This window comes from Ruegeria sp. HKCCD6119 (assembly GCF_013110585.1).
GTDB lineage: Bacteria > Pseudomonadota > Alphaproteobacteria > Rhodobacterales > Rhodobacteraceae > Ruegeria.
On the sequence record NZ_WVQV01000013.1, the window covers coordinates 1 to 25,769 of the forward strand.

25 protein-coding genes and 1 tRNA gene are annotated in these 25,769 nt (G+C 57.7%); 14 read left to right on the forward strand and 12 right to left on the reverse strand.

Annotated features, from left to right (window positions below):
* Positions 1–493 precede the first annotated feature (493 nt).
* The 4 genes from GS611_RS18705 (at position 494) to GS611_RS18720 (ending at position 4,409) form a co-directional block, all read left to right on the forward strand.
* The gene (locus GS611_RS18705; protein ID WP_171637973.1) at positions 494–1,243 is read left to right on the forward strand and encodes an allophanate hydrolase subunit 1; all 750 of its coding nucleotides are present in this window, start codon (positions 494–496) and stop codon (positions 1,241–1,243) included.
* Positions 1,240–2,238 (forward strand): biotin-dependent carboxyltransferase family protein, encoded by a 999-nt coding sequence (locus GS611_RS18710; RefSeq protein ID WP_171637975.1) that lies wholly within the window; start codon positions 1,240–1,242, stop codon positions 2,236–2,238. The genes GS611_RS18705 and GS611_RS18710 overlap by 4 nt, the downstream gene beginning before the upstream one ends.
* Positions 2,239–2,250: 12 nt before the next feature.
* A complete protein-coding gene (locus tag GS611_RS18715) occupies positions 2,251–3,012 on the forward strand; it encodes a LamB/YcsF family protein (RefSeq protein WP_171637976.1) in 762 nt (253 codons plus the stop codon).
* Between the two features lie 149 nt (positions 3,013–3,161).
* The gene (locus tag GS611_RS18720; protein ID WP_171637978.1) at positions 3,162–4,409 is read left to right on the forward strand and encodes a hypothetical protein; all 1,248 of its coding nucleotides are present in this window, start codon (positions 3,162–3,164) and stop codon (positions 4,407–4,409) included.
* A 57-nt stretch (positions 4,410–4,466) separates the two neighbouring features.
* Here the strand turns inward: GS611_RS18720 and GS611_RS18725 are convergent, their stop codons facing one another.
* Both GS611_RS18725 and GS611_RS18730 read right to left on the reverse strand, forming a co-directional pair.
* A complete protein-coding gene (locus GS611_RS18725) occupies positions 4,467–5,861 on the reverse strand; it encodes a D-alanyl-D-alanine carboxypeptidase family protein (RefSeq protein ID WP_171637980.1) in 1,395 nt (464 codons plus the stop codon).
* Positions 5,862–6,140: 279 nt separating this feature from the next.
* Positions 6,141–6,842 carry an HAD family hydrolase gene (locus GS611_RS18730; protein WP_171637982.1) on the reverse strand — a complete coding sequence of 234 codons (702 nt, stop codon included), beginning with the start codon at positions 6,840–6,842 and terminating at the stop codon, positions 6,141–6,143.
* Between the two features lie 93 nt (positions 6,843–6,935).
* On the opposite strand from GS611_RS18730, the gene clpS reads away from it, so the two are divergent.
* Genes clpS through hemF form a run of 4 tightly spaced genes read left to right on the forward strand, consistent with a single transcriptional unit; the run spans position 6,936 to position 10,012 of the window.
* Complete coding sequence (clpS, locus tag GS611_RS18735) at positions 6,936–7,277, forward strand: ATP-dependent Clp protease adapter ClpS (RefSeq protein ID WP_152456986.1); 342 nt, start codon at positions 6,936–6,938, stop codon at positions 7,275–7,277.
* Positions 7,278–7,319: 42 nt separating this feature from the next.
* Positions 7,320–8,285, forward strand: coding sequence for a class I SAM-dependent methyltransferase (locus GS611_RS18740; RefSeq protein WP_171637984.1), 966 nt, complete (start codon positions 7,320–7,322; stop codon positions 8,283–8,285).
* Positions 8,286–8,321: 36 nt separating this feature from the next.
* Positions 8,322–9,122 (forward strand): SDR family NAD(P)-dependent oxidoreductase, encoded by an 801-nt coding sequence (locus GS611_RS18745; RefSeq protein WP_171637986.1) that lies wholly within the window; start codon positions 8,322–8,324, stop codon positions 9,120–9,122.
* Between the two features lie 5 nt (positions 9,123–9,127).
* Entirely contained in the window at positions 9,128–10,012 is an 885-nt protein-coding gene (gene hemF / locus GS611_RS18750) for an oxygen-dependent coproporphyrinogen oxidase (protein ID WP_171637987.1), read from the forward strand.
* A gap of 3 nt (positions 10,013–10,015) precedes the next feature.
* Here hemF and GS611_RS18755 read toward each other — a convergent pair whose 3' ends face one another.
* The gene (locus tag GS611_RS18755; protein ID WP_171637989.1) at positions 10,016–10,423 is read right to left on the reverse strand and encodes a hypothetical protein; all 408 of its coding nucleotides are present in this window, start codon (positions 10,421–10,423) and stop codon (positions 10,016–10,018) included.
* 185 nt (positions 10,424–10,608) lie between these two features.
* Here GS611_RS18755 and GS611_RS18760 point away from each other — a divergent pair, with 185 nt between their 5' ends.
* Together GS611_RS18760 and GS611_RS18765 are read left to right on the forward strand one after the other, a co-directional pair.
* Positions 10,609–11,121, forward strand: a complete 513-nt coding sequence (locus GS611_RS18760) for a toxin-activating lysine-acyltransferase (RefSeq protein WP_171637991.1) — start codon at positions 10,609–10,611, stop codon at positions 11,119–11,121.
* Positions 11,122–12,048 carry a Hint domain-containing protein gene (locus GS611_RS18765; protein ID WP_171637994.1) on the forward strand — a complete coding sequence of 309 codons (927 nt, stop codon included), beginning with the start codon at positions 11,122–11,124 and terminating at the stop codon, positions 12,046–12,048.
* 2 nt (positions 12,049–12,050) lie between these two features.
* On the opposite strand, the gene modC is transcribed toward GS611_RS18765, so the two are convergent.
* The 3 genes from modC to modA are packed head-to-tail and all read right to left on the reverse strand — an operon-like array spanning position 12,051 to position 14,625.
* On the reverse strand, positions 12,051–13,151 hold the full coding sequence (gene modC / locus GS611_RS18770; RefSeq protein ID WP_171637996.1) for a molybdenum ABC transporter ATP-binding protein: 1,101 nt from the start codon (positions 13,149–13,151) through the stop codon (positions 12,051–12,053).
* A complete protein-coding gene (gene modB / locus GS611_RS18775) occupies positions 13,148–13,840 on the reverse strand; it encodes a molybdate ABC transporter permease subunit (RefSeq protein WP_171229202.1) in 693 nt (230 codons plus the stop codon). The genes modC and modB overlap by 4 nt, the downstream gene beginning before the upstream one ends.
* Before the next feature lie 5 nt (positions 13,841–13,845).
* Positions 13,846–14,625, reverse strand: a complete 780-nt coding sequence (modA, locus tag GS611_RS18780; protein WP_371732297.1) for a molybdate ABC transporter substrate-binding protein — start codon at positions 14,623–14,625, stop codon at positions 13,846–13,848.
* 294 nt (positions 14,626–14,919) lie between these two features.
* On the opposite strand from modA, the gene GS611_RS18785 reads away from it, so the two are divergent.
* Positions 14,920–14,995: transfer RNA gene (locus GS611_RS18785), tRNA-Val, on the forward strand.
* A gap of 70 nt (positions 14,996–15,065) precedes the next feature.
* Here GS611_RS18785 and GS611_RS18790 read toward each other — a convergent pair.
* From GS611_RS18790 to GS611_RS18805, 4 genes are read right to left on the reverse strand one after another with little or no spacing between them, the layout of a single operon-like run.
* On the reverse strand, positions 15,066–16,307 hold the full coding sequence (locus GS611_RS18790) for a dipeptidase (protein WP_171637998.1): 1,242 nt from the start codon (positions 16,305–16,307) through the stop codon (positions 15,066–15,068).
* A 50-nt stretch (positions 16,308–16,357) separates the two neighbouring features.
* Positions 16,358–17,536, reverse strand: coding sequence for a carbohydrate porin (locus tag GS611_RS18795; protein WP_171638000.1), 1,179 nt, complete (start codon positions 17,534–17,536; stop codon positions 16,358–16,360).
* On the reverse strand, positions 17,533–18,297 hold the full coding sequence (locus GS611_RS18800) for a DUF3299 domain-containing protein (protein ID WP_171638002.1): 765 nt from the start codon (positions 18,295–18,297) through the stop codon (positions 17,533–17,535). Before GS611_RS18800 ends, GS611_RS18795 begins: the two co-directional genes overlap by 4 nt.
* Before the next feature lie 25 nt (positions 18,298–18,322).
* Entirely contained in the window at positions 18,323–19,720 is a 1,398-nt protein-coding gene (locus tag GS611_RS18805; RefSeq protein WP_171638004.1) for an amidohydrolase family protein, read from the reverse strand.
* Between the two features lie 142 nt (positions 19,721–19,862).
* Here GS611_RS18805 and GS611_RS18810 point away from each other — a divergent pair, with 142 nt between their 5' ends.
* Both GS611_RS18810 and GS611_RS18815 read left to right on the forward strand, forming a co-directional pair.
* Positions 19,863–20,864, forward strand: coding sequence for an AraC family transcriptional regulator (locus GS611_RS18810; RefSeq protein WP_171638005.1), 1,002 nt, complete (start codon positions 19,863–19,865; stop codon positions 20,862–20,864).
* A gap of 536 nt (positions 20,865–21,400) precedes the next feature.
* Entirely contained in the window at positions 21,401–22,399 is a 999-nt protein-coding gene (locus GS611_RS18815) for a LacI family DNA-binding transcriptional regulator (protein ID WP_171638007.1), read from the forward strand.
* Here GS611_RS18815 and GS611_RS18820 read toward each other — a convergent pair whose 3' ends face one another.
* Together GS611_RS18820 and GS611_RS18825 are read right to left on the reverse strand one after the other, a co-directional pair.
* Positions 22,400–23,533, reverse strand: coding sequence for a Gfo/Idh/MocA family protein (locus GS611_RS18820; protein WP_171638008.1), 1,134 nt, complete (start codon positions 23,531–23,533; stop codon positions 22,400–22,402). It lies immediately after the preceding gene.
* Between the two features lie 38 nt (positions 23,534–23,571).
* Complete coding sequence (locus GS611_RS18825) at positions 23,572–24,675, reverse strand: Gfo/Idh/MocA family protein (RefSeq protein WP_171638010.1); 1,104 nt, start codon at positions 24,673–24,675, stop codon at positions 23,572–23,574.
* Positions 24,676–24,798: 123 nt separating this feature from the next.
* Between GS611_RS18825 and iolC the strand changes: the two genes are divergently transcribed.
* Positions 24,799–25,767, forward strand: a complete 969-nt coding sequence (gene iolC / locus GS611_RS18830; protein ID WP_171638012.1) for a 5-dehydro-2-deoxygluconokinase — start codon at positions 24,799–24,801, stop codon at positions 25,765–25,767.
* Positions 25,768–25,769 lie beyond the last annotated feature (2 nt).

Genomic DNA, 25,769 nt, shown 5'->3' on the forward strand with positions numbered 1-25,769 from the left:
AGCGTAACCGCCGCTTCCGCCGCGTCCCAGCGCCTCAGCAGCGCCGGTGAAGGGGGTTCTAAGTATAACAAACAAATCCCGCAAGCGGAAAATGACGCCGCAGAGCATTTTTTTGAAAATTCTTAGATAACCATTTAAAAACAGCATATTACAAGCGTCGAAAGCTCACCTTTCCTGTGTCGGTCGGGACTCTCTCCATCGGATGGCCACGACACAACCCGGAAGACACAAGATGGCACTACTATATATAGGGAATCGACCGACACTGAACACAAGGCTGCGCGACTCAAGTCCGTGAATCGACTCGGGACTCTGCCAGAATCTGCATTGAAAACCTTAAAGGCCAGATTTCGAACTGCATCATGCCGAGGGGGCCTACATGATTCCGACCACACCTTGAGCGTGCCAACATTCTGAACACCAATCTTGAACATCCCACCGAGATGAGTTCTGGTCTGGGACATTCGTTTTCGACTTCTTCAGCGAGACAGGCATGACGCGTCACCTTACGTTCCCACTGGTCAGAACCGTCGGATTTGACGGAGCGCTTGTCACATTTGCGGACACGATGTCTGAGACAGCGAACCGAGCGGCGCTGGCCTTTCGATCTGAACTGGATCGGCTTCAATGGGCAGAGGTCACGGAATCTTCTGCCTCGCTGGCCTCGGCATATGTCCGGTTCGATACGCAAATCACCACCCACCAACAGATGCTGCACAAGCTTCAGGACCTCGTCGATCAGAAGGACTGGTACAGCACACCACTTCCAACAGGCCGCAGGCTGTGGCGAATTCCGACGGTCTATGGCACCGACCTTGCGCCCCAGCTGGACGATGCCGCTGCTGCTGCCGGTCTCGCGCCGGAAGAAGCAATACGGCGGCTTGGCCAGTCCCGCGTGCGGGTTTTGACGATAGGGTTCGCCCCCGGGCAACCCTACCTTGGGCCATTACCCCCCGAGTTCAATATTCCGCGGCTGCAAAACCTGACCCCCATGGTGCCCGAAGGCGCTCTGGTTCTTGCAATATCTCAGTTTGTCCTGTTTTCCGGGCCGACGCCAACCGGGTGGCGGCATGTCGGGCAGACGGCTTTTCGGTGTTTCCGGCCCGAGACGACCGAGGCATTCGCCCTCAAGCCTGGGGATGAACTGATATTCGAACCCATTTCCCGCGAAGACCTGGAACAAATCAGAGCCAAAAACGAAGATGGCACGGGCGGAGCAACCTGCGAGGAGATTGCGCCATGAGCCTGATCGTCCACCAGATCGGCCCGGCTTGCACCATCCAGGATCAGGGGCGCTCAGGTTATCTGGACCAGGGCCTGTCCCGGTCCGGGGCCGTCGATACACTGGCCCTTCATGAAGGCGCCGCATTGCTCGGCCAAAGCCCGGAACTTGCTGCGCTGGAAATGGCCGGAATGGGCGGCACGTTCGAGGCGGCACAGAACATGCGCATCGCATTGACCGGTGCGCAGATGCAGGCCAGCATTGATAGCAGCCCCGTGGCCTGGAATGCCTCGCATCACCTGAAGCCCGGACAACGGCTGGTCATCGGTGCGCTTCTGCAAGGCAATTACGGCTATCTTCATTTGGGGGGCGGTATCGATTCAGAGGTTTTTCTTGGATCTCGATCCGCGCACCTGACGGCACGGATCGGGCGAGCGGTGAAGCCGGGCGACCGGCTGACCTGTGGCGCGGAGGCAGGCGACGCTGGTTTGAAACTGCCCCCTTCCGAACGCTTCTCGGGTGGCGTTCTGCGTGTCGTCGCCAGCTTCCAGACGTCCTTGTTTGATGACGCAACGCTTGATCGGTTTGCGCGCACCTCATTCCATCGTGGCGCACGCGCCAACCGGATGGGGATGCAAGTCAACAGTGACGGCGACGGGTTTGCGGCCACTGGCCAACTGAACATCTTGTCCGAGGTTATTACCCCGGGCGACATCCAGATGACCGGAACCGGAGACCCGTTCATCCTGCTGCCCGAATGCCAGACCACAGGAGGGTATCCCCGCATCGCGACCGTTCTGCCCTGCGACATGCCCCGCGCAGCGCAGACACCCGCGGGCGGAGCGATCACGTTCGAATTTGTCAGCATCGAGCAAGCCACCGAATTGCACGCGGCATTCATGGCGGATCTTGCCCGCCTGCCCTCGAAAGTCGAAGCGTTGGTGCGTAACCCGCATGACATCCCGGACTTGCTGTCCTACCAATTGATCAGCGGAGTGATTTCTGCCACCGACTAAGGAGATGTGCCGATGCCAAGCGTCGATCTGAATGCCGATATGGGGGAAAGCTTTGGCCCATGGAAAATGGGCGACGACGAAAGCCTTCTGAAGATCATCACCTCGGCCAATATTGCCTGTGGCTTTCATGCGGGTGATCCGGATGTAATGGCATCGACAATGAAGCTGGCAGCCGAGAATGGTGTCGGCATCGGGGCGCATCCCGGGTTTCCCGACCTGCAAGGCTTTGGCCGCCGGAACATGAAGCTGTCTCAGGACACCCTCCGCAATCTGGTGCGGTATCAGTTGGGCGCAGCCATGGGCATGGCCAATGCGGTTGGCACCAGAGTTCGCCATCTAAAGCTGCACGGCGCACTGGCCAATATGTGTTCGCTCGATGTCGATATGGCGCGGGCCTGCTATCAGGGCGCGCTGGACGTCGATCCCGACATCATCGTGATGGTTCTTGCCGTGACGAAACAAGAAGACGCCGTGCGCGAGCTGGGCTGCAAATGGGTGGGCGAGATTTTTGCCGACCGCGCCTACAATGACGACGGAACATTGGTTGACCGCAGCCTGCCCGGCGCGGTGATCCACGACGCGGATGTCGCAGGACCTCGCATCCTGAACATGGTCCGCGAAGGCGCGATCATCACCGAAAGCGGCAAGCGGCTGGAAACATCGATCGACACAATCTGCCTGCATGGTGACGGACCAACTGCGGTGCAGATCGCCCGTTCTGTTCGTGAAAGCCTGATCGGGGGCGGTGTCGAGGTGACGACATTCACCCGCTGAACATCATGGGTTAACGTCGGCAACCCAAATTCACGACTGTTGCCCGTACAGGCCTCAGCGCCTAGCATGGTGGGCAAACGCATATTCTGAATACTGCAATTTCAAACAATGCCTTGACCCATGCCGGGCAAGTGCAAGGAGGTCTTGGAATGTCATTTGATCTGATGTCTTATCAGCCCCGGGGCGACAAGAAGAACTCGGACTTCTTCAACGAATACCTTCCAAAGATTTACGAACGCCGGACAAGCTCGGGCATTGCGGATCAGGTCGGCGCAATGCGGGCCATCATCATTCAGGTCGAACCTGACGCGGTGTTCGACACAATGGTCGAACTTTACGTGATGACACCCTATCGGCACACCGCCAGCTATCTGGGACGAACCCACAGAGTCTCGGTTCTGCATTCACATCCCGACTATCCTGCGCTGATCCTGATGGCGCCGCTCAGCCCCGGATTCGAAGACTTTATCCCCCGCATCAATCGCATGTATCCACTGGCGCGCAACACACCGCAGACGCGCTATGTCGGCGAGGTATTTGCTGCCTGTGATCTGGACGCGCTGACCCATGCACTTGAGGATCAGAACATACGTTTCGAATATCCTGGAGATACCGAGAACCCGTTCTACACATCGGACGGGTTCCGATTCACCACCCCGTCCGATTTCACCTGCAACCGCGTCGGGTATTCGACCCACGACTTTAACGACACCGACAGTCTGGGCCTTGGGGATCGCGTGTTGCTGAGCGACACGGAACAGGCCCGTCTGGAACAGGCCGCCGCCTTTGGAACCGAAAGCAAAATCGCCCCGCTGATGCTGGGAATCGACCATCTTGCGACGCGGGTCCTGGCGGGCGAGCGCGAGGATGCGATCCTCGAGTTTCTGACCATGGTGCCCTATTATTTCTGGGGCGCTTACAACATATTCGACATGAACTCATCGACCAACGTGAACCGCAACGGCAATGTGGACGATGACAAAAAATCTCCGGCCAAGGTATTCACCGCAAACAACACGCCATCCTTCGTCAACTCCTTCGCCAAACTGCCGATGCCGACCGAGGATTTCGTGCGCAATTTTGGCCGTCGTCTGCACCACATGGCCGTCGAGATTCAGGATGGCGATCACGGCGCCGGGGAAAAGAACGTCGATTTCGTTGTGAACACTTTGAAGGACAAGGGTGTGCCGTTCCTGGCCCATGTGGTGGGCGAGTGCAAAGACGACCCGAACCTGAAACAGATCTTCTCGAAACACTCCAAGCATACCCTGCTGATTACCGAGTATATCGAGCGGTGCCACAAATATGATGGGTTCTTCACCAAGGACAATGTCGCCGCCCTGACAGCCGCCGCCGGACAGGACGAACAATACCAGCACGGTCACGTTTTCGATTGAAAAAAGGGCTGCGGAATACCGCAGCCCAGACCCATTCAGGAGAGAATATGCCGAACCTTATGATGGCCCGATCATGAAACAGGTGACGTTGCGGGCCTGCAAACGGCGACAGGCCAGATCCGCCTGTTCGCGGGTCATGCCCTGAAAGGTTGCGTCGAACCCACGCGCGCTTTGGTTCACTTTGCGCAGCGTGCCTTCCAGTGTGGTCATTTCCGACAATGCGGTTTTCAGCAAAACCTTCTCGGCCTCATACCGCGTGGTATAGCGCCCCACATTGACCCCCCACAGGTGCCCACCTGACGAAGACAGCCGAGTGACAACCTCCTGCTCAGGCTCTGGCTGCTTGGTGGAATCCGTCGAAGCCAGAACCAGATTGTCGGGGCGCAATGCCGGACGGGTATCGGATGTTTCCACCGGCGGTGCCGTTGGTGCGATATCCGCTTCGGCAATGGCCGCCGCGATCGCGCTGTTAATGCGGCCACGATTCTCATCAGCTGTCACAGCAACCGCGCTTGCGACTTGCGTCGACGCGGAGGGGCGCCGAACCGGGCGCAAACTGGATTTTGGCGCGCCGCTCACGTTGGCGACCTGCGTCCCGACACCCAATCCGGTATTTCCAGCATAGGCCGGTCGGGCAGGTTTGCGAATGGGCGCACGGGACGGGGCGCGGCGGAAACCCAAATCCAGAAGCTCGGCAACCTTGGCATTCCGAGAGGCGCCGGACTTTCCGCCGAAAACGGTGGCGATGATGCGTTCATCCTTGCGTTTTGCCGATGCCACAAGATTGAACCCCGCCGCACGGGTGTAACCGGTTTTGATGCCGTCGGCGCCTTTGTAGGCCGCCAGCAGGCGACGGTTGGTGTTGGGAACGGTTTTGATCCCTGCATGCGTCGATTGACGCGAGAAAAGGTTATAGTATTGCGGATAGTCATACAGCAGATGCCGACCCAGCGTAGTCATGTCACGTGCGGTCGAAAGATGCCCCGCCTCGGTCAAACCATGGGCGTTCTTGAAGGTCGTGCGGCTCATCCCCATCGCCTTGGCGGTTCGCGTCATACGACGCGCAAAAGCTGCCTCGGACCCGCTGATGGCAATACCGATGGCCGTGGCAGCATCATTGGCCGATTTCACAGCAGCCGCGCGGATCAGATAGCGAAAAGCAATTGTCTGACCAGCGCGCAGGCCCAGCTTCGACGGTGGCTCGGCTGCCGCCTTTTTGGTGATCCGAACCGGGGTATCCAGCGTGATCTCACCGTTCCGTACCGCTTCGAACGCGATATAAAGCGTCATCATCTTGGTCAGCGATGCCGGGTGAAGCCTTGTGTCAGCATTGCGCGAATGCAGAACCTCTCCGGTTCGGGCATCAATCACCATCGCTGCGTAAGGTGCCGCCATGGACCTGAGCGGCGCAAACGCCAGCACGCACAACACCACTATGAGAAAAAAGCCCATTCGGGCCGGAACTGTCCGCCGAATCTGCACGATTTTTGCCTCTGTCTGCCTCGCGCCGCTGGGTTTTCCCAGTCAGCAAAAATTATTTTATTATCGTAAACTCTATCACAGAGACTTGGTGAAATAAACCGAAAGCTGAGCATTTCGCGGTTTCGTTAGGTTGCCTGAACTGGGCTATATCTAGACAAATACTGCCCAAAGCCCACCAGATGCGCGATTGAGGCAGAACTTGGTCAACACCCGGCAGGGTTTTCGTGGAACTGCGGCCAATAGGCAACATCACTTCAGGCTATGCACCAGATCGGCCAGACCGCCCAAATCCCTCAACTCCCGGAATCGGGGACTGTCGACCGGGGCTTCGGCATGCTCCACCTCCCAGACAAGACCGTGCGGGACATGAACCCCCCAGCTTCCTGCCTGGATCGGAGCCACAACATCAGATCGCATGGAATTGCCAACCATCATCGCGCGCGCCGGGCCATCACCATGCCGCTCAAATATCGACCGGTAAGTTTCAGGGGTCTTTTCAGACACGATTTCCACTGCGTCAAACAGATCGCCCAGACCCGACTGGGCCAGTTTGCGTTCCTGGTCGATCAGGTCCCCTTTGGTAATCAAGACAACCCGGCACAAGCCTGTCATGCCTTCCACCGCGTCGCGGGCATGGGGCAACAGCTCGATCGGATAGGCCAGCATCTCTTGCCCGGCTTCGATCAATTGGCGAATGACCGAGGCCGGCACACGGTCATCCGTGACCTCGAGAGCGGTTTCGATCATCGACAGAACAAAGCCCTTGATGCCATAGCCATAGTGTCGAATGTTGCGCTTTTCGGCCGCCAGAAGCCGCTCCATCAGATGATCCTGGTCGGCATGATCGGCCAGCAGCTCGGCAAAATGCGCCTGCGTCAGCTGAAAAAAACGCTCATTGTGCCACAGGGTATCATCCGCATCGAAACCGATTGTCGTCAGCTTGTCAGTCATCTCGTTTACGTCCGCTTGCTCTTTTCACCGGCCATCCCCACGTTATATAAGCGCGAAGATAAACCCCAAAACTGAATCGGACAGTTGCCTACGATGCTGGAAAAGACCTGGATGATGTCTGACGAACCGGACGACGACAGCGACGCGTCCGTTCTGGTACAGACGCGCCCAAAAACCAAGCGTCCGCCTTTGTACAAGGTGCTGTTGCTGAACGACGATTACACGCCGATGGAATTCGTGGTTCATGTTCTGGAACGTTTCTTCGGCATGACCCATGCAGAAGCATTCGAGATCATGCTGACCGTGCATAAAAAAGGTGTGGCCGTCGTCGGGGTCTTCAGCCATGAAATTGCCGAGACCAAAGTTGGCCAGGTTATGGATTTCGCCCGCCGGCACCAGCACCCGCTGCAATGCACCATGGAACGCGAAGAATAAGGCTTTTCGCCTGACCCTCACACATATTTGCCGGAATTGCCCATGTCCCCTCGCCTGGAACTTGCATTGCAGAACGGCCTGTCGCTGTCGTCGCCCCTCAGCGTGATCTGCCCTGTTCCAACCCATGATCTGTCGGCGCTTCCCCATGCGGCGCAGGTGGTGCAGCCGTTCAAACCTTTTTTTGACCATTTTGCCGCGCAGGGCTTTGACACGGTGCCCGAGGCAGAAAACCCTTGCGAGGATGCAATTGTGTTTTTGCCGCGGGCCAAGGCGCTTGCACGGGCGATGATCCATCTGGCCAGCTCACGAGCCCGCGGCGTTGTCGTGATCGATGGCGCAAAGACCGATGGCGTGGACAGCATTCTGAAAGATGTTCGCAAAAGGGTCTCGGTCGAAGGGCCTCTGTCCAAGGCACACGGAAAAATCTTCTGGTTTCAGGCTGACCCGCACAGCTTTGCAGATTGGGCTGCGCCAAAGACGCAGATCGTCGATGGGTACCACACGGCACCGGGTGTGTTTTCAGCGGACGGGATCGATCCCGCCTCGGCCATGTTGCTGAACGCCTTGCCTGCCAAGCTGGGGCCGCGCGTGGCCGATCTGGGTGCCGGGTGGGGGTATCTGACCGCAGAGCTTTTGAAGCGCGACAACCTAAAATCCGTGCATCTTGTCGAAGCAGACCACACGGCCCTTGCCTGCGCGCGCATCAACGCCTCTGACCCCAGGGCCCGGTTTTATTGGGCTGACGCCGTTACTTGGACGGCGCCAGAGCCATTGGACACGGTTGTAATGAACCCCCCGTTTCACACCTCACGCAGTGCCGACCCCACGCTGGGGCAGGGTTTCATCGCAGCAGCGGCACGCAATCTGACGCGCAACGGAACCCTATGGATGGTCGCCAATCGCCACCTTCCCTACGAAACCACTCTGAACGAACACTTCGCTCGGGTCGATGAAGCCGCCGGCGACAACCGGTTCAAGGTGTTTGAGGCCTCTCGCCCTCGGCGATAAGGCCAGCTAACCTGCCCCTAATTCAGGAGGATTCGGATGTCCTTTTCCATCGCAGGCAAGACCGCAATCGTTACAGGCGGGGCCAATGGCATCGGGCTGGCCATAGGTCGGCATTTCGCGGATGCGGGCGCAAATGTCATGTTCGCCGATATAGATGAAAAACGTCTGGTCGATGAGCTGGGGGAACAGGCAGAAGACGGCAATATTCGGTATTTCGCAGGCGACCTGCGTGAAAAGCTGACCATTGCCAATTTGCTGTCGGCAACACTGGATGCGTTTGATCAGGTGGATATTCTGATCAACGGCGCGCGCCAGGTGATCCAGTCTGATCCGCTTGATCCCGATGACGACTCGATGCGCACCTTGCTGAACCAGAACCTGATGCCTGCGCTGCGGCTCAGCCAGTTGGTCGCAAAGCGTATGATCAAACAGGCCGGGGATGACGATGAGAGCCCTGCTGGATCGATCATCAACCTGTCATCCATCGCGGCCCGCCGCACGCATCCCGACCTGATGGCCTATTCCGTGTCGACCGCCGCGCTGGACCAGATGACACGTTCACTGGCGGTGGCGTTGGCGCCGAACCGCATCCGGGTCAATTCGATTGCGCTCGGCTCGGTCATGAGTGCATCACTGCAATCGACGCTGAGAGAGAACCGGGAATTCCGCGACGATATCGAAAAGCACACACCGCTTGCCCGTATCGCGTCGGCCACTGAATTGACGGAAACCGCGCAGTATCTGGCATCGGATGCAGCCGGATTCATCACCGGCCAGATCCTGACAATCGACGGCGGCCGCACATTGCTTGACCCTGTTGCCGCACCTGCGCATTGAGACCCATGTTCGAAACAGAAAAAAACACCGCCTCTGCCTGGTTCCGCCAATTGCGCGACGACATCGTTGCCGCATTCGAAGCATTGGAGGACAACCACGACACCGGCCCGTTTTCAGACGCAAAGCCCGGCCGCTTTGAAGTCAAGGAAACCAAACGCCAGTCCGAGGACGGCTCTGACGCAGGGGGCGGTCTGATGTCCGTGATGCGCGGCGGGCGTGTGTTTGAAAAGGTCGGGGTCAATGTCTCGACAGTTTACGGGACCCTGGGCGAGCGTGCACAACAGGCAATGGCAGCACGCAAAGGCATTCCCGGGATGACCGAAGACCCGCGCTTCTGGGCCTCGGGGATCAGCCTCGTGGCGCATATGCAGAATCCCCATGTCCCGGCGGTGCATATGAACACTCGGATGTTCTGGACCCCGCACGCCTGGTGGTTCGGCGGCGGATCGGATCTGAACCCCTGCATCGAATATGATGACGATACGGCGCATTTCCATGATACCCAAAAGGCTCATCTGGACCCGCATGGACCCGGACATTATCCACGCCTGAAAGAGTGGGCGGACGAGTATTTCTATATTCCCCACCGCAAACGCGCACGCGGCGTGGGCGGTATTTTCATGGATGATTATTGCACCGGAGACTGGCAGGCCGATTTCGCCCTGACTCAGGATATCGGTCGGGCTTTCCTGCCCGCTTTCGTGCCATTGGTTGAAAAACGGCGCGCACAGGGTTTCTTGGACGCCGACAAAGACACCCAGCTGGTGCATCGCGGTCTTTATGCGGAATACAATCTGGTCTATGACCGCGGCACCAAGTTTGGACTGGAAACCGGACATGATCCGGACGCGGTTCTGATGAGCCTGCCACCATTGGCGAAATGGGTCTGACGCTCAGAACGTGTCCATGATGAAATTGTCATAGCAGTAGTTCTGCGCCGACGACGCCGACATGTTGGCCCCGACTTTCCTGACGGTGATGGAATATCCCGGCTTGGTATCCGCCCCCGGCGGCGGGGTCAGCGAGAATTGCACGGTCCGGACGCCGGGTTCATAGGCGCGCCAGATATAGATCCGTTGGTTGTTTGGCACGCCCAGACTGCGGATCGCGTAATCCCCAATTCCACACCAATAATTCACGGGCGCTGAGGATCCGATGGCCTTGACCTCGTAGACACCGTCCGGCATCGGCGTGATTTCCGTACGGAATTGCGGCCGAACGGACAGGCCGAAACCGACAGCCTCGGCCATCGCAGGTATCGATAAAAGCGCGGCAGCAGCCAGAGTCTTGAATGAACGCATAATCCAGGTATCCCGAAACAAGGGTCCGATACCAATAGCATAGTCGGGACGACCTGCGAGTAAAGCAGGACAGGCCAACGAGCCGGCAACACTGACCACATCAAAGAATTTATTCTACCCATATTGCAGGAAAGCAGTACACTCGCTGTAGACTTTTGGTTCCCGTTACACTGTTGGGCATCTCTTTGAGCAAGACGTTTCCAAAAGACTGGTTCGACTTCACGCCGGAAAAATATGCGGATCTGGGCGCTATGTTCTATCTGGCGGGTTTGACGAAAACACATCAGAAACGCAGTCTGGCACAGGTTTTGTACGCGTTCGAAACTCCGTTTCGCCTGGGCCAGTACCATATCTTCCGGCAGCACGGATTCCCTCGTGGTTTTGTCACCTTCGCCGGGCTCAACCCCGAAGCCGAGTTCCGTTATGCGGTGAAAGAAAAACCCCTTTCCGACACGGACTTCACCAGCGGATCATCCTTCTGGATCATTGATCTTGTGGCTCCGTTTGGACAGACCAGCCAAATTGTTGATATCCTCAAGCAGGAAATCCCGCACCCGCGTGTGCGCACCAACCGGATGGACAGTGACATGACACGCAATCGCATTGTTGAATGGACGCGGGATGAAGCGGGCGAGGTTCACATGCGCCTGTATCGCAAGAAGGAATTTGAACGCGTGTTGCAGCAAGGCGAGGGTTAATTGGTTTCAGTTCCGATCACAGGTGAACTGACCGGGGATGTGACTGGTTTTCCACCCAACGTTGAGACGGGACAACCCACTCTGGACAATGGAAACTTCAATCCGGTCACGCAAACCTGGACGATTGCGACACAACCCGCCAACGGCACCGCCTCGATCGACCCGAACACGGGAGAGTGGACCTATACCGTCGACCCGACATTTTTCGATGGCCTCGACAAAGGCGAAGTCGTCTTCGATTCTTTCTTCATCAGCGTCTCGGGTACAACACAAGCCGGCCCTTTCACCCTTCCATTCACCGGCACACCGGACCCGGTGGAAGTGGTCATCCGGATCGAGGGCGTCTGTTTTGCGGCCGGAACCCTGATCGAAACTGAAAGCGGCCCGCTTGCGATCGAAACGCTGGACGCGGGTCATATGGTGGCCACTGCCGATCACGGTCTGCAACCTATCCGCTGGATCGAAAGCAGCAGAATTCCACCCGAACGATTATGCGATGAACCTGCTTTGCGCCCCGTTCGTATCTCGGCGGGCAGTCTGGGGCCGAACGAACCCTCACGAGACCTTCTGGTGTCGCAGCAGCACAGGATCCTGGTCAAAGGCCCGATAGTCGAGCTGCTTTTCGGCGCATCCGAAGCCCTGGTTGCCGCCAAACACCTGTGCGGATGGCCCGGCATCTGCATCGATACATCGGTTCAAACGGTCGAATATCTCCACGTCCTGCTGGACCGGCATGAGATCCTGAACGCCGAGGGCGCGCAGGCCGAAAGCCTGTTTCTGGGGGAAGAGGCCCTTTATGGGCTGTCCTCTGAGGCATTGCGGGAACTGGCTTCGATATTCCCCGACAGACCGACCTCGGGTCACACCGGGTTCGGGCGCGCGGCTCGTCTGATACTGCGCGAACACGAAGCCCGCGCCCTCGCCTGAGCCTAGCTGCCGGCCACAATGCGCCCGCCGACATCCTGCGGGGCCAATGCAACCGTCTTGATCACGGCATAACATGTGCTGCCCGGTTTCAGGTTCAGGGCCGCAACAGATCGACGCGTAACCCGCGCAAGCACATTGCCCGCCGGAGTCTTTACCGACACGATGGCACCCGGCCCCTCGCCTGACCGGATCGAGTCCACGGTCCCGCCAAGCACGTTCAGCGCCGAAAGCCCCTCGGGTTTGTTGTTCGACAGGATCACTTCCTGAGCGGGTATCCGAATCCGCAAGTTTGCCCCGACCTCATGCGCGACACGAGGCAGAAACAGCCGCGCGCCATTGGCGTTCAACTCTGTCAGCCCGTCGGAATGGTGCTTTGCAACCTGAACCTGCAACACGGCCCCGACGGCACGAATTCCCGCAGGGGCCACTGACGGGTCGGCAAGCATTTCGGATGCGGGCCCGTGGCGAACGGCCTTGCCATCCTGCAACGCAACAACGGACGTTGCCAACCGGGCCACTTCGGCGGCAGAGTGGGTCACATAGAGGATCGGAACCGACACCTCGTCCCTGAGACGCTCGAAATAGGGCAGTATTTCCGCTTTTCGCTCATCATCCAGTGCTGCCAACGGTTCATCTGCAAGGATCAACCGCGGGCTTGCCAACAAGGCCCGCCCAATGGCGACGCGCTGTTTCTCACCGCCTGACAACCCGGCAGGTCTGCGGTCCAGCAGATGACCGATGCCCAGCATGTCGATGACCCTGTCGGGGTCTTCGCGGCGTGTGTTTTTCGGCGCAAACCAACGCCCATAGGCAAGGTTCTGGCGCACGGTCAGATGGGGGAACAACCGCCCTTCCTGAAAAATATACCCCAATCGGCGCCGATGCGGCGGCAGCCACAGGCCCTGTTCCGTGTCGAACAGAACCCAGCCATCTACCGACACCCGGCCCGCCTGGGGCCGCAACAACCCTGCCACGGCATTGACGATGGTGGTCTTGCCCGATCCCGAGCGCCCGAACAGCACCGTCACGCCCGGTGGCGCATCAAAACTGACATCCAGATCGATCCCCGACAGATGGTGGTGCAACCGAACAGACAGGCTCATGATCCGGCCACCCGAGCTGCAGCACGCCGCCCCACATACTCCGACAGCAACAACGCGCTCATTGCGATGACGATCGATATCAGAACCAGCCGCGTCGCGGCTGCCTCGCCGCCCGGGACCTGCAAAAAGGCGTAGACAGCCGAAGGCAACGTCTGCGTCTGACCCGGGATGTTGGACACGAAGGTAATCGTCGCACCAAATTCACCCATGGCCTTGGCGAAGGCCAGAATAGCCCCGGCTATGACACCCGGTAAAATCATCGGCAAGGTCACTGTACAAAACACCATCGGACGCGACGCGCCCAGAGTTGCCCCGGCCTGTTCCAGCTTCGGGTCCACCGCTTCGATCGACAAACGTATCGCCCGGACCATCAAAGGGAAGGCCATGATCCCGGCGGCAAGGGCCGCGCCTGTCCAGCGAAAGGCCACTACGATCCCGAACTCGGCCAGAAGCCGGCCCAGCGGCCCTTGAATGCCAAAAGTCAGCAACAGCAGGTATCCGGTGACAACCGGCGGCAGGATCAAAGGCAAATGCACCAGACCGTTCAAAACCTGCCGTCCGGGAAACCGCCAACGTGCCAGAGCATAAGCGACTAATATCCCAAACGGCAAAGTCGCCAGCGTCGCCCAAAAGGACACGCGCAATGAAAGCTTCAAAGCTTCTGCTTCGGCAGGCCCCAACCAATCCAAGGCAATCACCTGACCGGCAGGGTAAATCCCTGCTCCAGAAATACAGCCGTGGCTGCATCCGTTTTCAGGTGTTCAAGAAAGGCGTGTGCTCCTTCTTTTGCATTGAGGGTCAGTGCCGCAGGGTAAATTATCGGTGGATGCAGATCGGCAGGGAATGTCGCAACGACTTGGACCCTTTCTTCCACCCTGGCATCTGATTGGTACACGATCCCAAGCGGCGCGGCCCCTGCCGCCACCAGAGCCAGCGCAGCGCGCACATTGTCGGCCTGCGCCACCTGTGTCCGCACAGCCTCCCACTGGTTCAGACTTTGCAAAGCAGCTTTGCCATAGATACCGGCAGGCACCGCGTCGACCAGCGCCATGGCCAGATAGCCGTCTTTCAAGTCCGCCTTGAGGTCATATCCGGGCTGGATCTCACCCACTTGCGCATGATCTTCAGCCCCGATCAGAACCAGGCCGTTGCCCAGCAGATCAACCCGAGAGTCTGCCCGGATCAAACCGTCCTGCTCCAACACATCCATCCAATCCGTATTGGCCGAGACAAACACATCCGCAGGCGCGCCTTGCTGAATCTGCCGGGCCAGGACCGACGACGCCGCATAGGAAACGGAAACGCTCTGACCGGTCTGCTTTTCGTACCCTGCAACGATTTCATCCAATGCGGTCTTGAGGCTGGCCGCTGCAAAGACCAGAATGCCTTCTGCACCGGCCTGAATCGGGGCCAGCGCCGTCATGCCAAGGACCAATGCCACCATCCAAAATCGGCGGGCGAAGGATAGGGTCATGTACACTCCCGACCGGTTTGCTTCAGTCTCTCTGGGGATATCGGACGTCACCGGTGGCGCGCAAGCGCCTTTGGCCATTTACACATGATGGGTCGCAGGTTGAGCAAGGCGTTTTCCATCGATCCGTCTTAAAATGTGCTGCCCACCTTCCAGCCCGAGAGGCGCCCCGAACGCCCGCCTGTTCGGCCTACTGCTGACAATATGCCCCGTTGGACGGCCGCCAGCGAAGGAACGCAAGAAAATCTTCCAGACCCTCTTGCACCTGCCCGCAGGCTTGGCTAAATGCAGCATCACGGGTGATTAGCTCAGTTGGTAGAGCGCTTCGTTTACACCGAAGATGTCGGGAGTTCGAGTCTCTCATCACCCACCATCCTTTCCCCCAAAATTTCTGCGCTGTTCCGCATCCGGGGCCAATCATCATTGATGCCGGTCCCGAAAGTCTATCGCGAATAAAACCCTTCTCGCAATTCCTGCCTGAGACGCAGACGCTCGGGGTATTCTTTCAGAAATTGTTCGGGGGGCTTGCCCTCCCAGACTTGCGCGTAAACCCGCATCTTGTTGCCGCCATAGATCTTTTCGAGGTCTTCATCGGAATAACCTCTTGCCCAGAGATCATCGGTAATTGCCGCAAGGATTTTGGCCAACTCACCGTTGCCGGTCGCCCCTTTGTTGAACGCGTCGATCATATAGCCGCCATCATCATACATGCTGGCGTTTGCAGTCGCGAACTGCACAACCAATTCAGTCGAGAACATGTCATCCGTTGCGATCCCAACGTGGTCGACCCCAACAAGTTGAACATAGTAGTCGATCATGTCGGCGGCTTGCTTGGGTGAGATATCTTCAGGCCAAACGCCGTCCATCATCCATTCAGTGAATGTCGGAGAAACATAGCCGCCCGATTTGGCCGCGCGCAGGGCCTCGTCATCGGGAATGGCCCGATAACACCCGCGTGGCGTCGCACCGGGTTCGTTTGCGTAAAGGCCGGCAGGAACCGAATGCGTGTAAACATAAGGCACGCCGGGATAGTTTTCGTCCATGTAGTCCATGGCGTCGTTGGCCGTTTTGGAACCCGTGTGGCTCAGGTCCAGAAGGATGCCGAAACGCACCATTTCATCGATCACCGACTTGCCCCAAGGGGTCAGACCGATATCGCGCCCGTTATAGGCCGCCAACTGCCCCGACCCGGTGCGGAAGATATCGTTGTAGGCCAGGATCATACTCTTGATCCCCATATCCTTAAGCAACGCCATCTTCCTCAGGTCGCCATCCAGAATCGTCGCCGTCTGGCTGTTCCAGATGACCGCCGTCTTGCCTTGAATATGGGCGGCTTCGATATCGCGGGTTTCATTCACGATCAGGTAATTCTCTGGCTGTTGCGCCATCGCCGACCGGAAGTGGTAGTGCTGATCAAGAAAGGTCTCAAAAGACATATCCGCTGCGGCCAGCGTCATCTCATGACCTGTTATTCCGTGGTCCCGAGCCCGCGCGAAGTAAGTGTGCAGCTGTTCCTCTTCAGTCCAGCCGGTGCCGTAGGGGCTGGCCAACATGCCAAGCACGATTGTGTCATTCACAAATTGCTTTGCTTCATCCGACGCATCCCATGTCTTGCTTTCCTCGCTCGCGTGCAGCGCGGCACCGGATACGATTGCAATGGCGCTTGCGGCCAACCAAGTTTTCATGACTGAGCCTCCCAAATTGGTTTCGTGTGAGTTGCTGCTTTCGAGCCGCATCAAAAAACGATCCGGGTGCGCAGGCTGAACAACGTGATGCTATCCTGATTGGCGTTCAGCAGCGGATTGGAGATGAACTGTAGTGACGGCGTGATTTGCAGACCGGGTGAGATTGAAAAGCGATAGAATGCTTCCAGCGTGAACTGATCGCCGTCGATGTTTCTTGCTTCGGCCCAGTTCAAACCCAAACCGGCCAGATCGGTGTTTCGACCGTAATAGCCCAGCCCGGCAGAAACCGAACGATCATACAGCGCTGCCGTGCCTTTCGACGCCCCTGCCCGAACGAACGGCATCCATTTGTTGTCGACAAACCAAGCCGCGGAAAACACGGCGCCATAATCTTCTGCACGGCTGCCATCGTCGGCCGCATCTGCATGCCAGAGGGTCAAATGGACATTGTCGAAATAGATGCGATCAAAGCCCGAAGTGTAGCCAATCTCAAACGATTTGAAGAGATTGCCGTCCCTGAACACGTCAAGACTTGGATCCGACGGATCGGCGTTTGCGTCTGCAACGCTGGCAACGGCGTAGAAGTTTTTGCTCAGCTTTATCCCACCGGCAATGCCAATTCCCTGGTTGGGTGTGTTGATTGTCGGGTTGGTGTTGAACGACAGGTTTTGGAACCCGCTGTAGGGGCTGACCAATCCATAGATATCCACAAAGTCCGTTACATCAATCTGGCCGACTTGCAGCGTCCACGCGCCGTTCTCGGCCCTTTGGGTCCAGAACAGGTTGGTCAGCAACAAACCATTGTCGTTGAAGGCTGTCCCGGTGATCGACAATGCACCTCCGTCCAGCCCAAGGAATTGCGGGGCAACATCGGTGTATCCGTGCCGATCTTCGATTTTGAATGTCAAAGAACCCCGCTCGGTTGCCTGCCAACTGCCGTAGACACGCGCGATTCCACTTGCGGCCTCACCAGTTCCCAAATCAGCGTTCGTGGATTGGCCCAACGCCAGGTAATCCACGTTGAACCGAAACCCGCCCTCGGCCAGCCGGTCTTTCCACCGAAACCAACCCGGCGCGATGTTGCGCGGAAATTCGGAACGGTAATGCGGATCGGTCAGGCCATCGCCAGGTTTCAGCTCGGCCTCGACCGAAGAAGGCCCGGACAACCCCTGCGCAGACGCTGTACCCGCGCAGGCAATGCTCAATGCGGCAACAAGGCGCCCTATCATTCCGACGCCTTTGCGCCGCCAGTTTTACGATTGCCAGCAGCTCGGAGGCGATCGGCTGCACGCTGTCTCCATTCCAGACCGTCGGCCTTTGTTTCCAGCGTTTCAACGCTGTCCGTCTCCAGTTTGAAGGTTGCATTCATCGGCACAAGCCCGTCCACGACCATCATGTTCTGAACCGAGGGTTCAATCGTCAGCGTACCTGTAAGCCGAACGGGTTCATGGAAGTAACTGGGGGCCCAGTCGCCGTTCAACCGCACCCGGATCATCTGATTGGGCGGAGGCGGGGGCATGTGGCTGCACATCCCGCGTTCTGGCACCAAATATGCAACCGCTCGCCCGTCCGGATCGTTCGGCGCGGGAATGGCAAAGCCTGTCAGCGTAACACTCTGGCCATCGAGTTGCGGATTTCCGTTTGTTCCTGCCTTTCTTCGCCGCTCTTTCACAGCCTCTCGCTGATCGAGCAGCCAGTCGACATCAACGCCACCCTCGGCCAAGGCGTCTTCGGTCTCGGTCAGAAGCTCTTGCCATTTCTGTCTTTCCTCAACGCTGCCGACATCCTGCTGCAACCTGCCGCGCAAGCGCACGACGAACAGGACATCGTCAAACTGTTCAGGGCTGAGATCACGATAAGGGTCGTCGAACACCTGCACCGACGGGTCCGGAAGGTCAGACCAGTCAAGCGTCGCATGGGACGTTGCCATTGCGGAATGACCGCTCAGGACAAAGCCAGCGAAAACTGCGGCGCGAAACCAAGGGAACATCAAATCTCTCCAACCGTTATTTGGGTCAGTCCAGTGTGTTCTTGTATATCACACCGTCCTTCATAATCAGTCGGATCGTTTCCGGGCTTTCCGGCCTCGGGTCGGCGCCAAACCATTGATCCCCGGTTCCAACGACGGAAAAGTCTTCAAGTGGGTTTCCGTCGATCAGCAGGATATCAGCATAGGCCCCTTCCTCGATAACGCCCAGATTGCCTTCGGGATAGGGGTTCATGAACGGTCCGGACAAAGCGGCGATTTCACCGCCAGTAGATGTCATTGCGACCAACGATGCGTGAGAGCCAAAGAACTCATTATTGAGATGTTTTTCATAGGCAATTTGAATATTGCAGGCAGCTACAGAACCTACGCAATCCGTGTGAAACCCTCTTTTAGCTGGGCACTCATTCATGTTTTTTATGTAGTCGCCGAAAGCCTGCGTGGCGGACTGTGCCTTTCGTAAGCTGGCTGGGACATCTCGAATGGCAGGAATATCGAAGAGATTTGGATCAAATGCCGTGAGATTGGTTGTGATGTAGGCTCCTTTCTCTTCCATCAGCGCTGATATTTCACAATCAAACATGAAACCGTGTTCAATTGATCGCACACCAGCATTCAGTGCCGCCATGATCGTTTCCTTGCGGTAGGAATGGGCCATGACGTAGCTTTCGTATTCGTTGGCAACCTGCACGGCCGCTTCTAACTCTGCCGTCGATCCAGCCAATAACTGCCACGGGTCAAACACTGAAACTACACCGCCTGATTGCATGTACTTCAGTTGTGTTGCTCCCATCCGAAAGTTGTTACGAGCAAACTTGTACATTTCGGAGACACTGTCGACTTCTTGGGCCATATTCAGACGGCTGAAATTTGAAGACTGGCCAACAGGTGCTGTAAAGTTGGCGAAATCAGCATGGCCACCACGCGTACTTAGAAAAGCAGCCGCAGGGTAGAAACGCGGCCCGACAATAGTCCCGGTGTCGATTGCGCGGCGAAGCCCTCCATTAGCGCCACCTGCATCTCTTACGGTGGTAAAGCCTTGCATTAAGTACATCTCAGCCATTTGAGTGCCGTGAATCGCGAGGTCTTCCCAAGTGCTGTTGGCTTCCATTGCGGGCAACGTGGGTCCTGGCAGCATCAGGTGTGCATGATTTTCGATGAAGCCGGGGGTCAGTGTCCGCCCTTCTCCGTCAATAACCGTAGCATTGGGGGCATCAATCACTTCAGTTGATACGGCCTTAATCAGGTTGCCCGTGACCAGAACACTTGCATTCTCGATACGTTGCTCATTCACGCCATCAAAGACGTGCACATTGGTGAACAGCGTTTGAGGATCTTCTTCATCCTGAGCCTGCGCAGCCACCGAAAAACCAAAAACTGCCGCGACCATTACCGCCGGGCAACGGGACATTCGCATGTTGGTCATAGGGTCTCCCTTCACATTCACGTTTTACCAAACGTAGCCCAAAAACTCTTGGGCGGGTTGCCACTATTGGATTAACATGTGCGAATGTGACCGCAAAAAGGGCCACTGAACGAAACCATTGGTTTAAACAAGGGTGACGGGCGTGCCACTCAGCTCCACTTCTGAAGCGCATAGCGAAGGCTTTATCCGCCTCGCGTTGGCCGCCCCGTTTCTGCAATATCTCACCGACCGCAGGATTAATCCGCAACCGGCATTGGATCAGGTCGGCTTGAAGGCCGACCTGCTGTCCGACCCATCTGTCTATGTCCACTCGGAACTGGTCTATGGTCTGTTGAATGCCTTCTCAGAGTTGTCAGGGGATCGATACCTTGGCTTGAATGTAGGAGAGACATTTGACCTGCAAGGATGGCCGCCATTCGCCCGGTCGTTGCAATCCTCGAACACTCTGTTCGAGTTTTTTGCCCGGTTCGTCAGGCTTGTGCCACAAGAGTCCAACGCCGTGCGGCACAGCCTTGTCGTGGAAGCAGACAAAGCGATCTATCGGATCGCGCGGCAACAGGAACCAAACGTTCCTCCCGTTCAGGTTACCGGGTTCGGGGCTGCCATCTATGTGCGCCTGTTGCAAAGCGTGGTCGGAAACGCGTGGGATCCGTCCCGGGTGCGATGGGAAAGCAGATACATCCTTGGCTTGCCACGCGGTTACAAAGGTATCGAAGTCGGTCTTGGACCCAACCCCGGAATGCAGATCAGTTTTCCCGTGGAATGGTTGTTTCTACACCATGCGGCAGAGGAGTCCGAAGCGCCGACAGCCACGATTCGACACAATGAAGACGTCACCGTAGTGGCCGCTTTGCGGTCTGTCCTGCGTGGAAAACTGGATGAGTCAGAGCTGGGGCCGGAGGTTGTGGCCGGATTGCTGGGTATCCAGCCCGAGCGGTTCCTGAAAGCACTTCAGAAACATCAGACAACACTTCCCCGAGAGGTAAGGCGTCTGCGGGTCGATGTCGCCAAGAAGCACCTCAGAGAAAGCAAAATGACAGTTGCCGAGATCGGCCTCATGCTTGGCTATTCCGACAAGTCCCACTTCACTCGGTTTTTTCGAAACCAGACCGGTGTGACGCCAACCAAATTTCGCCTTGGATAGCACCTGCGCTGCGAAAGGGCGGGTTGGCGTTCCACTGCTTCTCTCATGTGTGTCCACCAAGGGATGGCAGGAGTTTTTGCCACGGTCATGGAGCCAATGCCAAGGGTTGAAAAAACTGTTGCCCCACGGTCCTTTTGGCAACGCATGCGCCGTCACGCATGCCTGTTGCGGCTCGATCGGACGTGATCTTGAAAGCGGCAGGAAAGGATATGCCCTTGAACCGCTCCGCGGTTTGTGCAACTTCAAATCGCTGACAACACCGGGTGTCTCTGGGAACCTGTGCCCTTGGCGGCAGTGCAAGACGGCGCTTGGGTACATCTGCGGATTGGAAGATGCGCTTCGGTTATGCCGAAGATGTCAGGAGTTCGAGTGTCTCATCACCCACCTTTTTGCCTTCAAAATTTCGACGCTCAAACACGGTTGAATCGTCGCGGCAGAGTTGCAACCGGTTGCAAGTTCAGGTCGATGATGCATAATGCTCGGGCAATGCCAGACTTATCTGTTTTCCTGCCTCGCTGTAATCGGAGTCCCGCAGCGTGAGCGTGACCCTGAAAGACGTGGCCGCCTTGGCCGGTGTATCGCGATCTGCGGTGTCGCGCACCTTTACCGAAGGTGCCTCGGTTTCCGCAAAAACGCGCAGCAAGGTTGAAAAGGCCGCGCGAGAGCTGGGCTACAGCCCCAATGCTCTGGCTTCGTCGCTGACGACCGGGCGCACCAAACTGATCGGGTTGATTTCGAACAACTTTCACAACCCGATCTTTCTGGAAGTCTTCGACCAGTTTACACGCGCCTTACAGGAACGCGGCCTGCGCCCGCTGATCGTGAACCTGACGGACGAGACCGAGCCCGCCAATTCCGTACGCATGCTGCGGCAATATTCGGTGGATGCGGTGATCGTCGCCTCGTCGACCTTGCCGCCCAGCTTTGCCAAAGCGTTCCACGATGCGGGCGTGCCGGTGGTGCACACGTTCGGCCGGTCTGCCACCTCGCCCGAGGTGCATGTGGTCGGGATCGACAATGTGGAATGCGGCCGCATGGCCGCGCGCGAGCTGGTCGCGCGGGGTTATGCCAGCGTGGGCTATCTGGGCGGGCCGCAGGATGCGACCTCGTCCCTGGACCGGCAGCGGGGCTTTTTCGAGGAAATGGCCAACCATCCGCAGATTCCCGTCAACCACTCCTTCGCCGGAGCTTATTCCTTCGAGGCCGGCCGGGCCGAGATGCTGCGCCTGCTGGCGGGTGATCCGGCGCAGGCCTATTTCTGCGGCGACGACATCCTGTCGATCGGGGCGCTGTCGGCGCTGGCCGATCACGGGCTGAAACCGGGCACCGATATCGGGATCATCGGCCTGAACGACATGGAGATGTCGCGCTGGGAATATATCAACCTGACGACCATCCATCAGCCGATCAAGCAGATCATCACCTCGTCGGTCGATCTGGTGGAAGAGATGCTGAAGGCGCCCGATCGCTACCCCGAGGCACGGATTTTCCCCTGCCGGGTGGTCGAGCGGGGCACGTTGCGGCCCCGCCCCTGATCAGCGGAACATCGGCGGGCGGGCGTCTTGCCAGGCACCATCTGCCTTGCCCGACACAACAGCCGCGTGCACCGCTGCGATCGATCGCACGCCATCCGCTGCGGTGGGCAGGCCATCCCGGCTTTCACCGCGGATCGCATCCGCCAGATCACAATAGATATTGGCTACGGCCAGCGGGAAGCCTTCGGGGTGCGCGATGGCGACCCGAGACAGGCGCTGCACTTCATCATGAAGCCCCCCCTCGCCCTTTTCGATGATCTGGGTGCGCCCTCCTACCGGGGTGTAGATCAACTGGTTGGGTTGCTCTGACGCCCAGCGCAACCCGCCGGTTTCGCCAAAGACCTGAATGTCAAAGCCATGCTGGCGCCCGATCGCCACAGAAGATGTCCAAAGACGCCCGACTGTGCCGCTTTCCATCCGGAAGTTGATCATTGCATCGTCTTCCAGTTCCCGGCTTGCGATCGTTGAGGCCATATCAGCCGAAAGCGTCTTCACCTCATCATCGCAGATAAAACTGGCCATATGCAGGGCGTGGATACCGCAATCGGCGAACTGCCCGGAAACCCCTGCCATCGCAGGGTCATAGCGCCAGCGCACGCGCGGATTGTCCGCATCGGTGGCATCCCCATGATGGCCGTGGCTGAAATTGGTCACCACAAGACGCACCTGTCCGATTTCGCCTGAGCGCACCATAGCGCGGGCCTGCCGCACCATCGGATAGGCGGAATAGCAATAGTTCACCGAGCAGATCTTTCCCGACGCTTCGGCGACGCGGACAATTTCCTCACCCTCTTCCACAGTCATTGTCATTGGCTTTTCACACAAGACATTGAAGCCCGCCTCAAGATAGGCCTTGGCGATCTCGAAATGCGTCGAATTCGGAGTGGCGATTGTCACCAGATCGATCCGGTCTTCACGGTCCTTCTCACCGGCCAGCATCTCTTGCCAGTCGCCATAGGCGCGATCGGCGGCAACACCCAATCGCTGCGCGTATTCTCGGCCCGCTTCGGGCCGGTGATCCAGCGCGCCTGCGGCAAATTCAAACAGCCCGTCAGCCTGTGCCCCCAAGCGGTGCGCGGGGCCAATCTGGCTGCCTTCACCACCACCGATCATGCCCCATCTCAACTTAGCCATGGTCATCGTCTCTCATTAGAACTTTTTTGTTTGAGCGATCAGAAATCGCGGATGTCTTTCCACTGCCGCTGCTCGGACGATGCCAAGGCGGCGGCAAGCACCCGGTTGACCTCATGCCCGTCGCGAAAGGTGGGCCAAGTGGCCGTTCCGGTGTGGACGGCCTGAAGAAAGTCTTTGGCCTCGATGATGATCTGGTCCTGATAGCCCGTTCCGTGGCCCGGACCCTGGCAGAAGGGCTCGTAATCCGGATGCGCCGGTCCGGTCAGGATTTTTGTGAACCCACGGGACGCTTCGGGTCCTTCCCGCTTATACAGCCACAGCGCGTTCTGGTCTTCCTGATCGAACCGGATGGCGCCCTTTGTTCCCGATATTTCATAAGCATAGCCCATTTTCCGCCCCGTCGCGACGCGGCTGAAATACAGGTTGCCCATAACCCCGTTTTCAAAACGGCACATCATCTGGGCATGATCATCATTTGTCACTTCACCACCCGGTCGGGTTTTGTGAACCGTTTCAACATCCGCCATCACACGCGCGATCGGTCCAACCAGCGCCAATGCACCGTTGACCATATGCGGTGCCAAATCTCCGATGGTGCCATTGGCCATGCCCGTCGTACGCCAAGAGGCAGAAGCGTGCGGGTCGGCATAGAAATCCTCGGTGTGCTCGCCCCGGAACCAGGTGATATCCCCGATTTCACCATTTGCAATAAGCTGGCGTGCGTATTGCGTCGCAGGCGTACGAACATAGTTGAACCCCACCATGTTGACCGCGCCCGACGCTTCGGCAGCAGCAACCATGGCCAGACTGTCCTCAAGCGATGCGCCCAGTGGTTTTTCACACAAGACCGGTTTACCCAGTGCAAAAGCTGCTTCGGCAATCTGACGATGTGTCGATTGAGGCGAGGCGATGACAATTGCCTGAACCCTGGGATCCTCAACCAATACCCGCCAATCATCGGTCGCTCGGTCAAAACCGTAGGCCGTCCTGTAACGTTGGGCGCTTTCGGGGCTGGAGGCACAGATGACCTCGAGCCGGGGTCTCAATGCCGTGTTGAACACCGCGCCGACCGCTGACATGGCCACGGAATGGGCCTTGCCCATATAGCCGCCGCCGACGATTCCAATTCCGATTTCAGGCATCTGCAACGGCTCCGAACATATCATTTGCAACCGGTTGCAAAATCAGTATCGTGTGAATCGATTCAACGCAAGGTCCAAACTTTGCCGACCCATTCTGCCGGAGGACAAAACTTGAGCGTTTTGATGGATGGTATCAAAGGAAACCGTTTCGCCGTTCTGGGGCGTGCGGGTATGGACCTTTACGCAGACCCAATTGGCGTCAAAAGCGAGGATGCCAGCACGTTTCATGCCGACCTTGGTGGTTCTTCTGCCAACATTTGTGCCGGGCTGGTCAAGTTGGGCAGCGAGGCGTCGCTGATCACGTCCGTCTCGAACGATGCGATTGGGCGGTTCTGCCTCAACCGGTTGCGGCATTACGGGGTGGACACATCCTATATCCGCATTCTGGGCGGCGAATACCGCATGTCTTTGGCCGTGTACGAAAGCCGGATCGAGGACTTTCAGAATGTGATCTATCGCAACGGGGCCGTTGATTTCCAAGTCACGAAAGAGGATATGGACAGGGTCGATTATTCATCTTTCTCGGCAATCATCTCGGCTGGAACGGTCTTTGCGTCCGAACCGTCGCGCAGCGCCACATTCCAGGCCTTCGAGAACGCCCGAAGCGCAGGACTGCCGATCATCTTCGACATCGATTACCGTCCGTACAGCTGGCCCTCGGCCGAGGTGGCTGCCGAAGTTCTGTCGCGGGCTGGCGAAGCCAGCGACCTGATCGTCGGCAATGACGAAGAATTCGGATTCATGGCCGGCGGCATCGAAAAGGGTTTTGCCAAAGCGCAGGAACTTGCCCAAAAACCGGGTCGGATCGTCATCTACAAGATGGGCGAAAAAGGTGCTGTCACCTTTGTGGACGGGCAAGAGCTGCGAACCGGTATTTACCCGGTTACGGCCGTCAAACCCAACGGGGCTGGCGACAGTTTCATGGCCGGGCTTCTGGCCTCGATCGCGGCGGGGCACGATCTGAAAGACGCCGTCATGCGCGGTTCGGCCTGCGCGTCGATCGTGGTGTCGCATCCCGGTTGCGCACCCGCCATGCCAACGACACCAGAACTGGACGCGTTCCTCGCTTCGCATCCCGGCCCGACCACATAGGA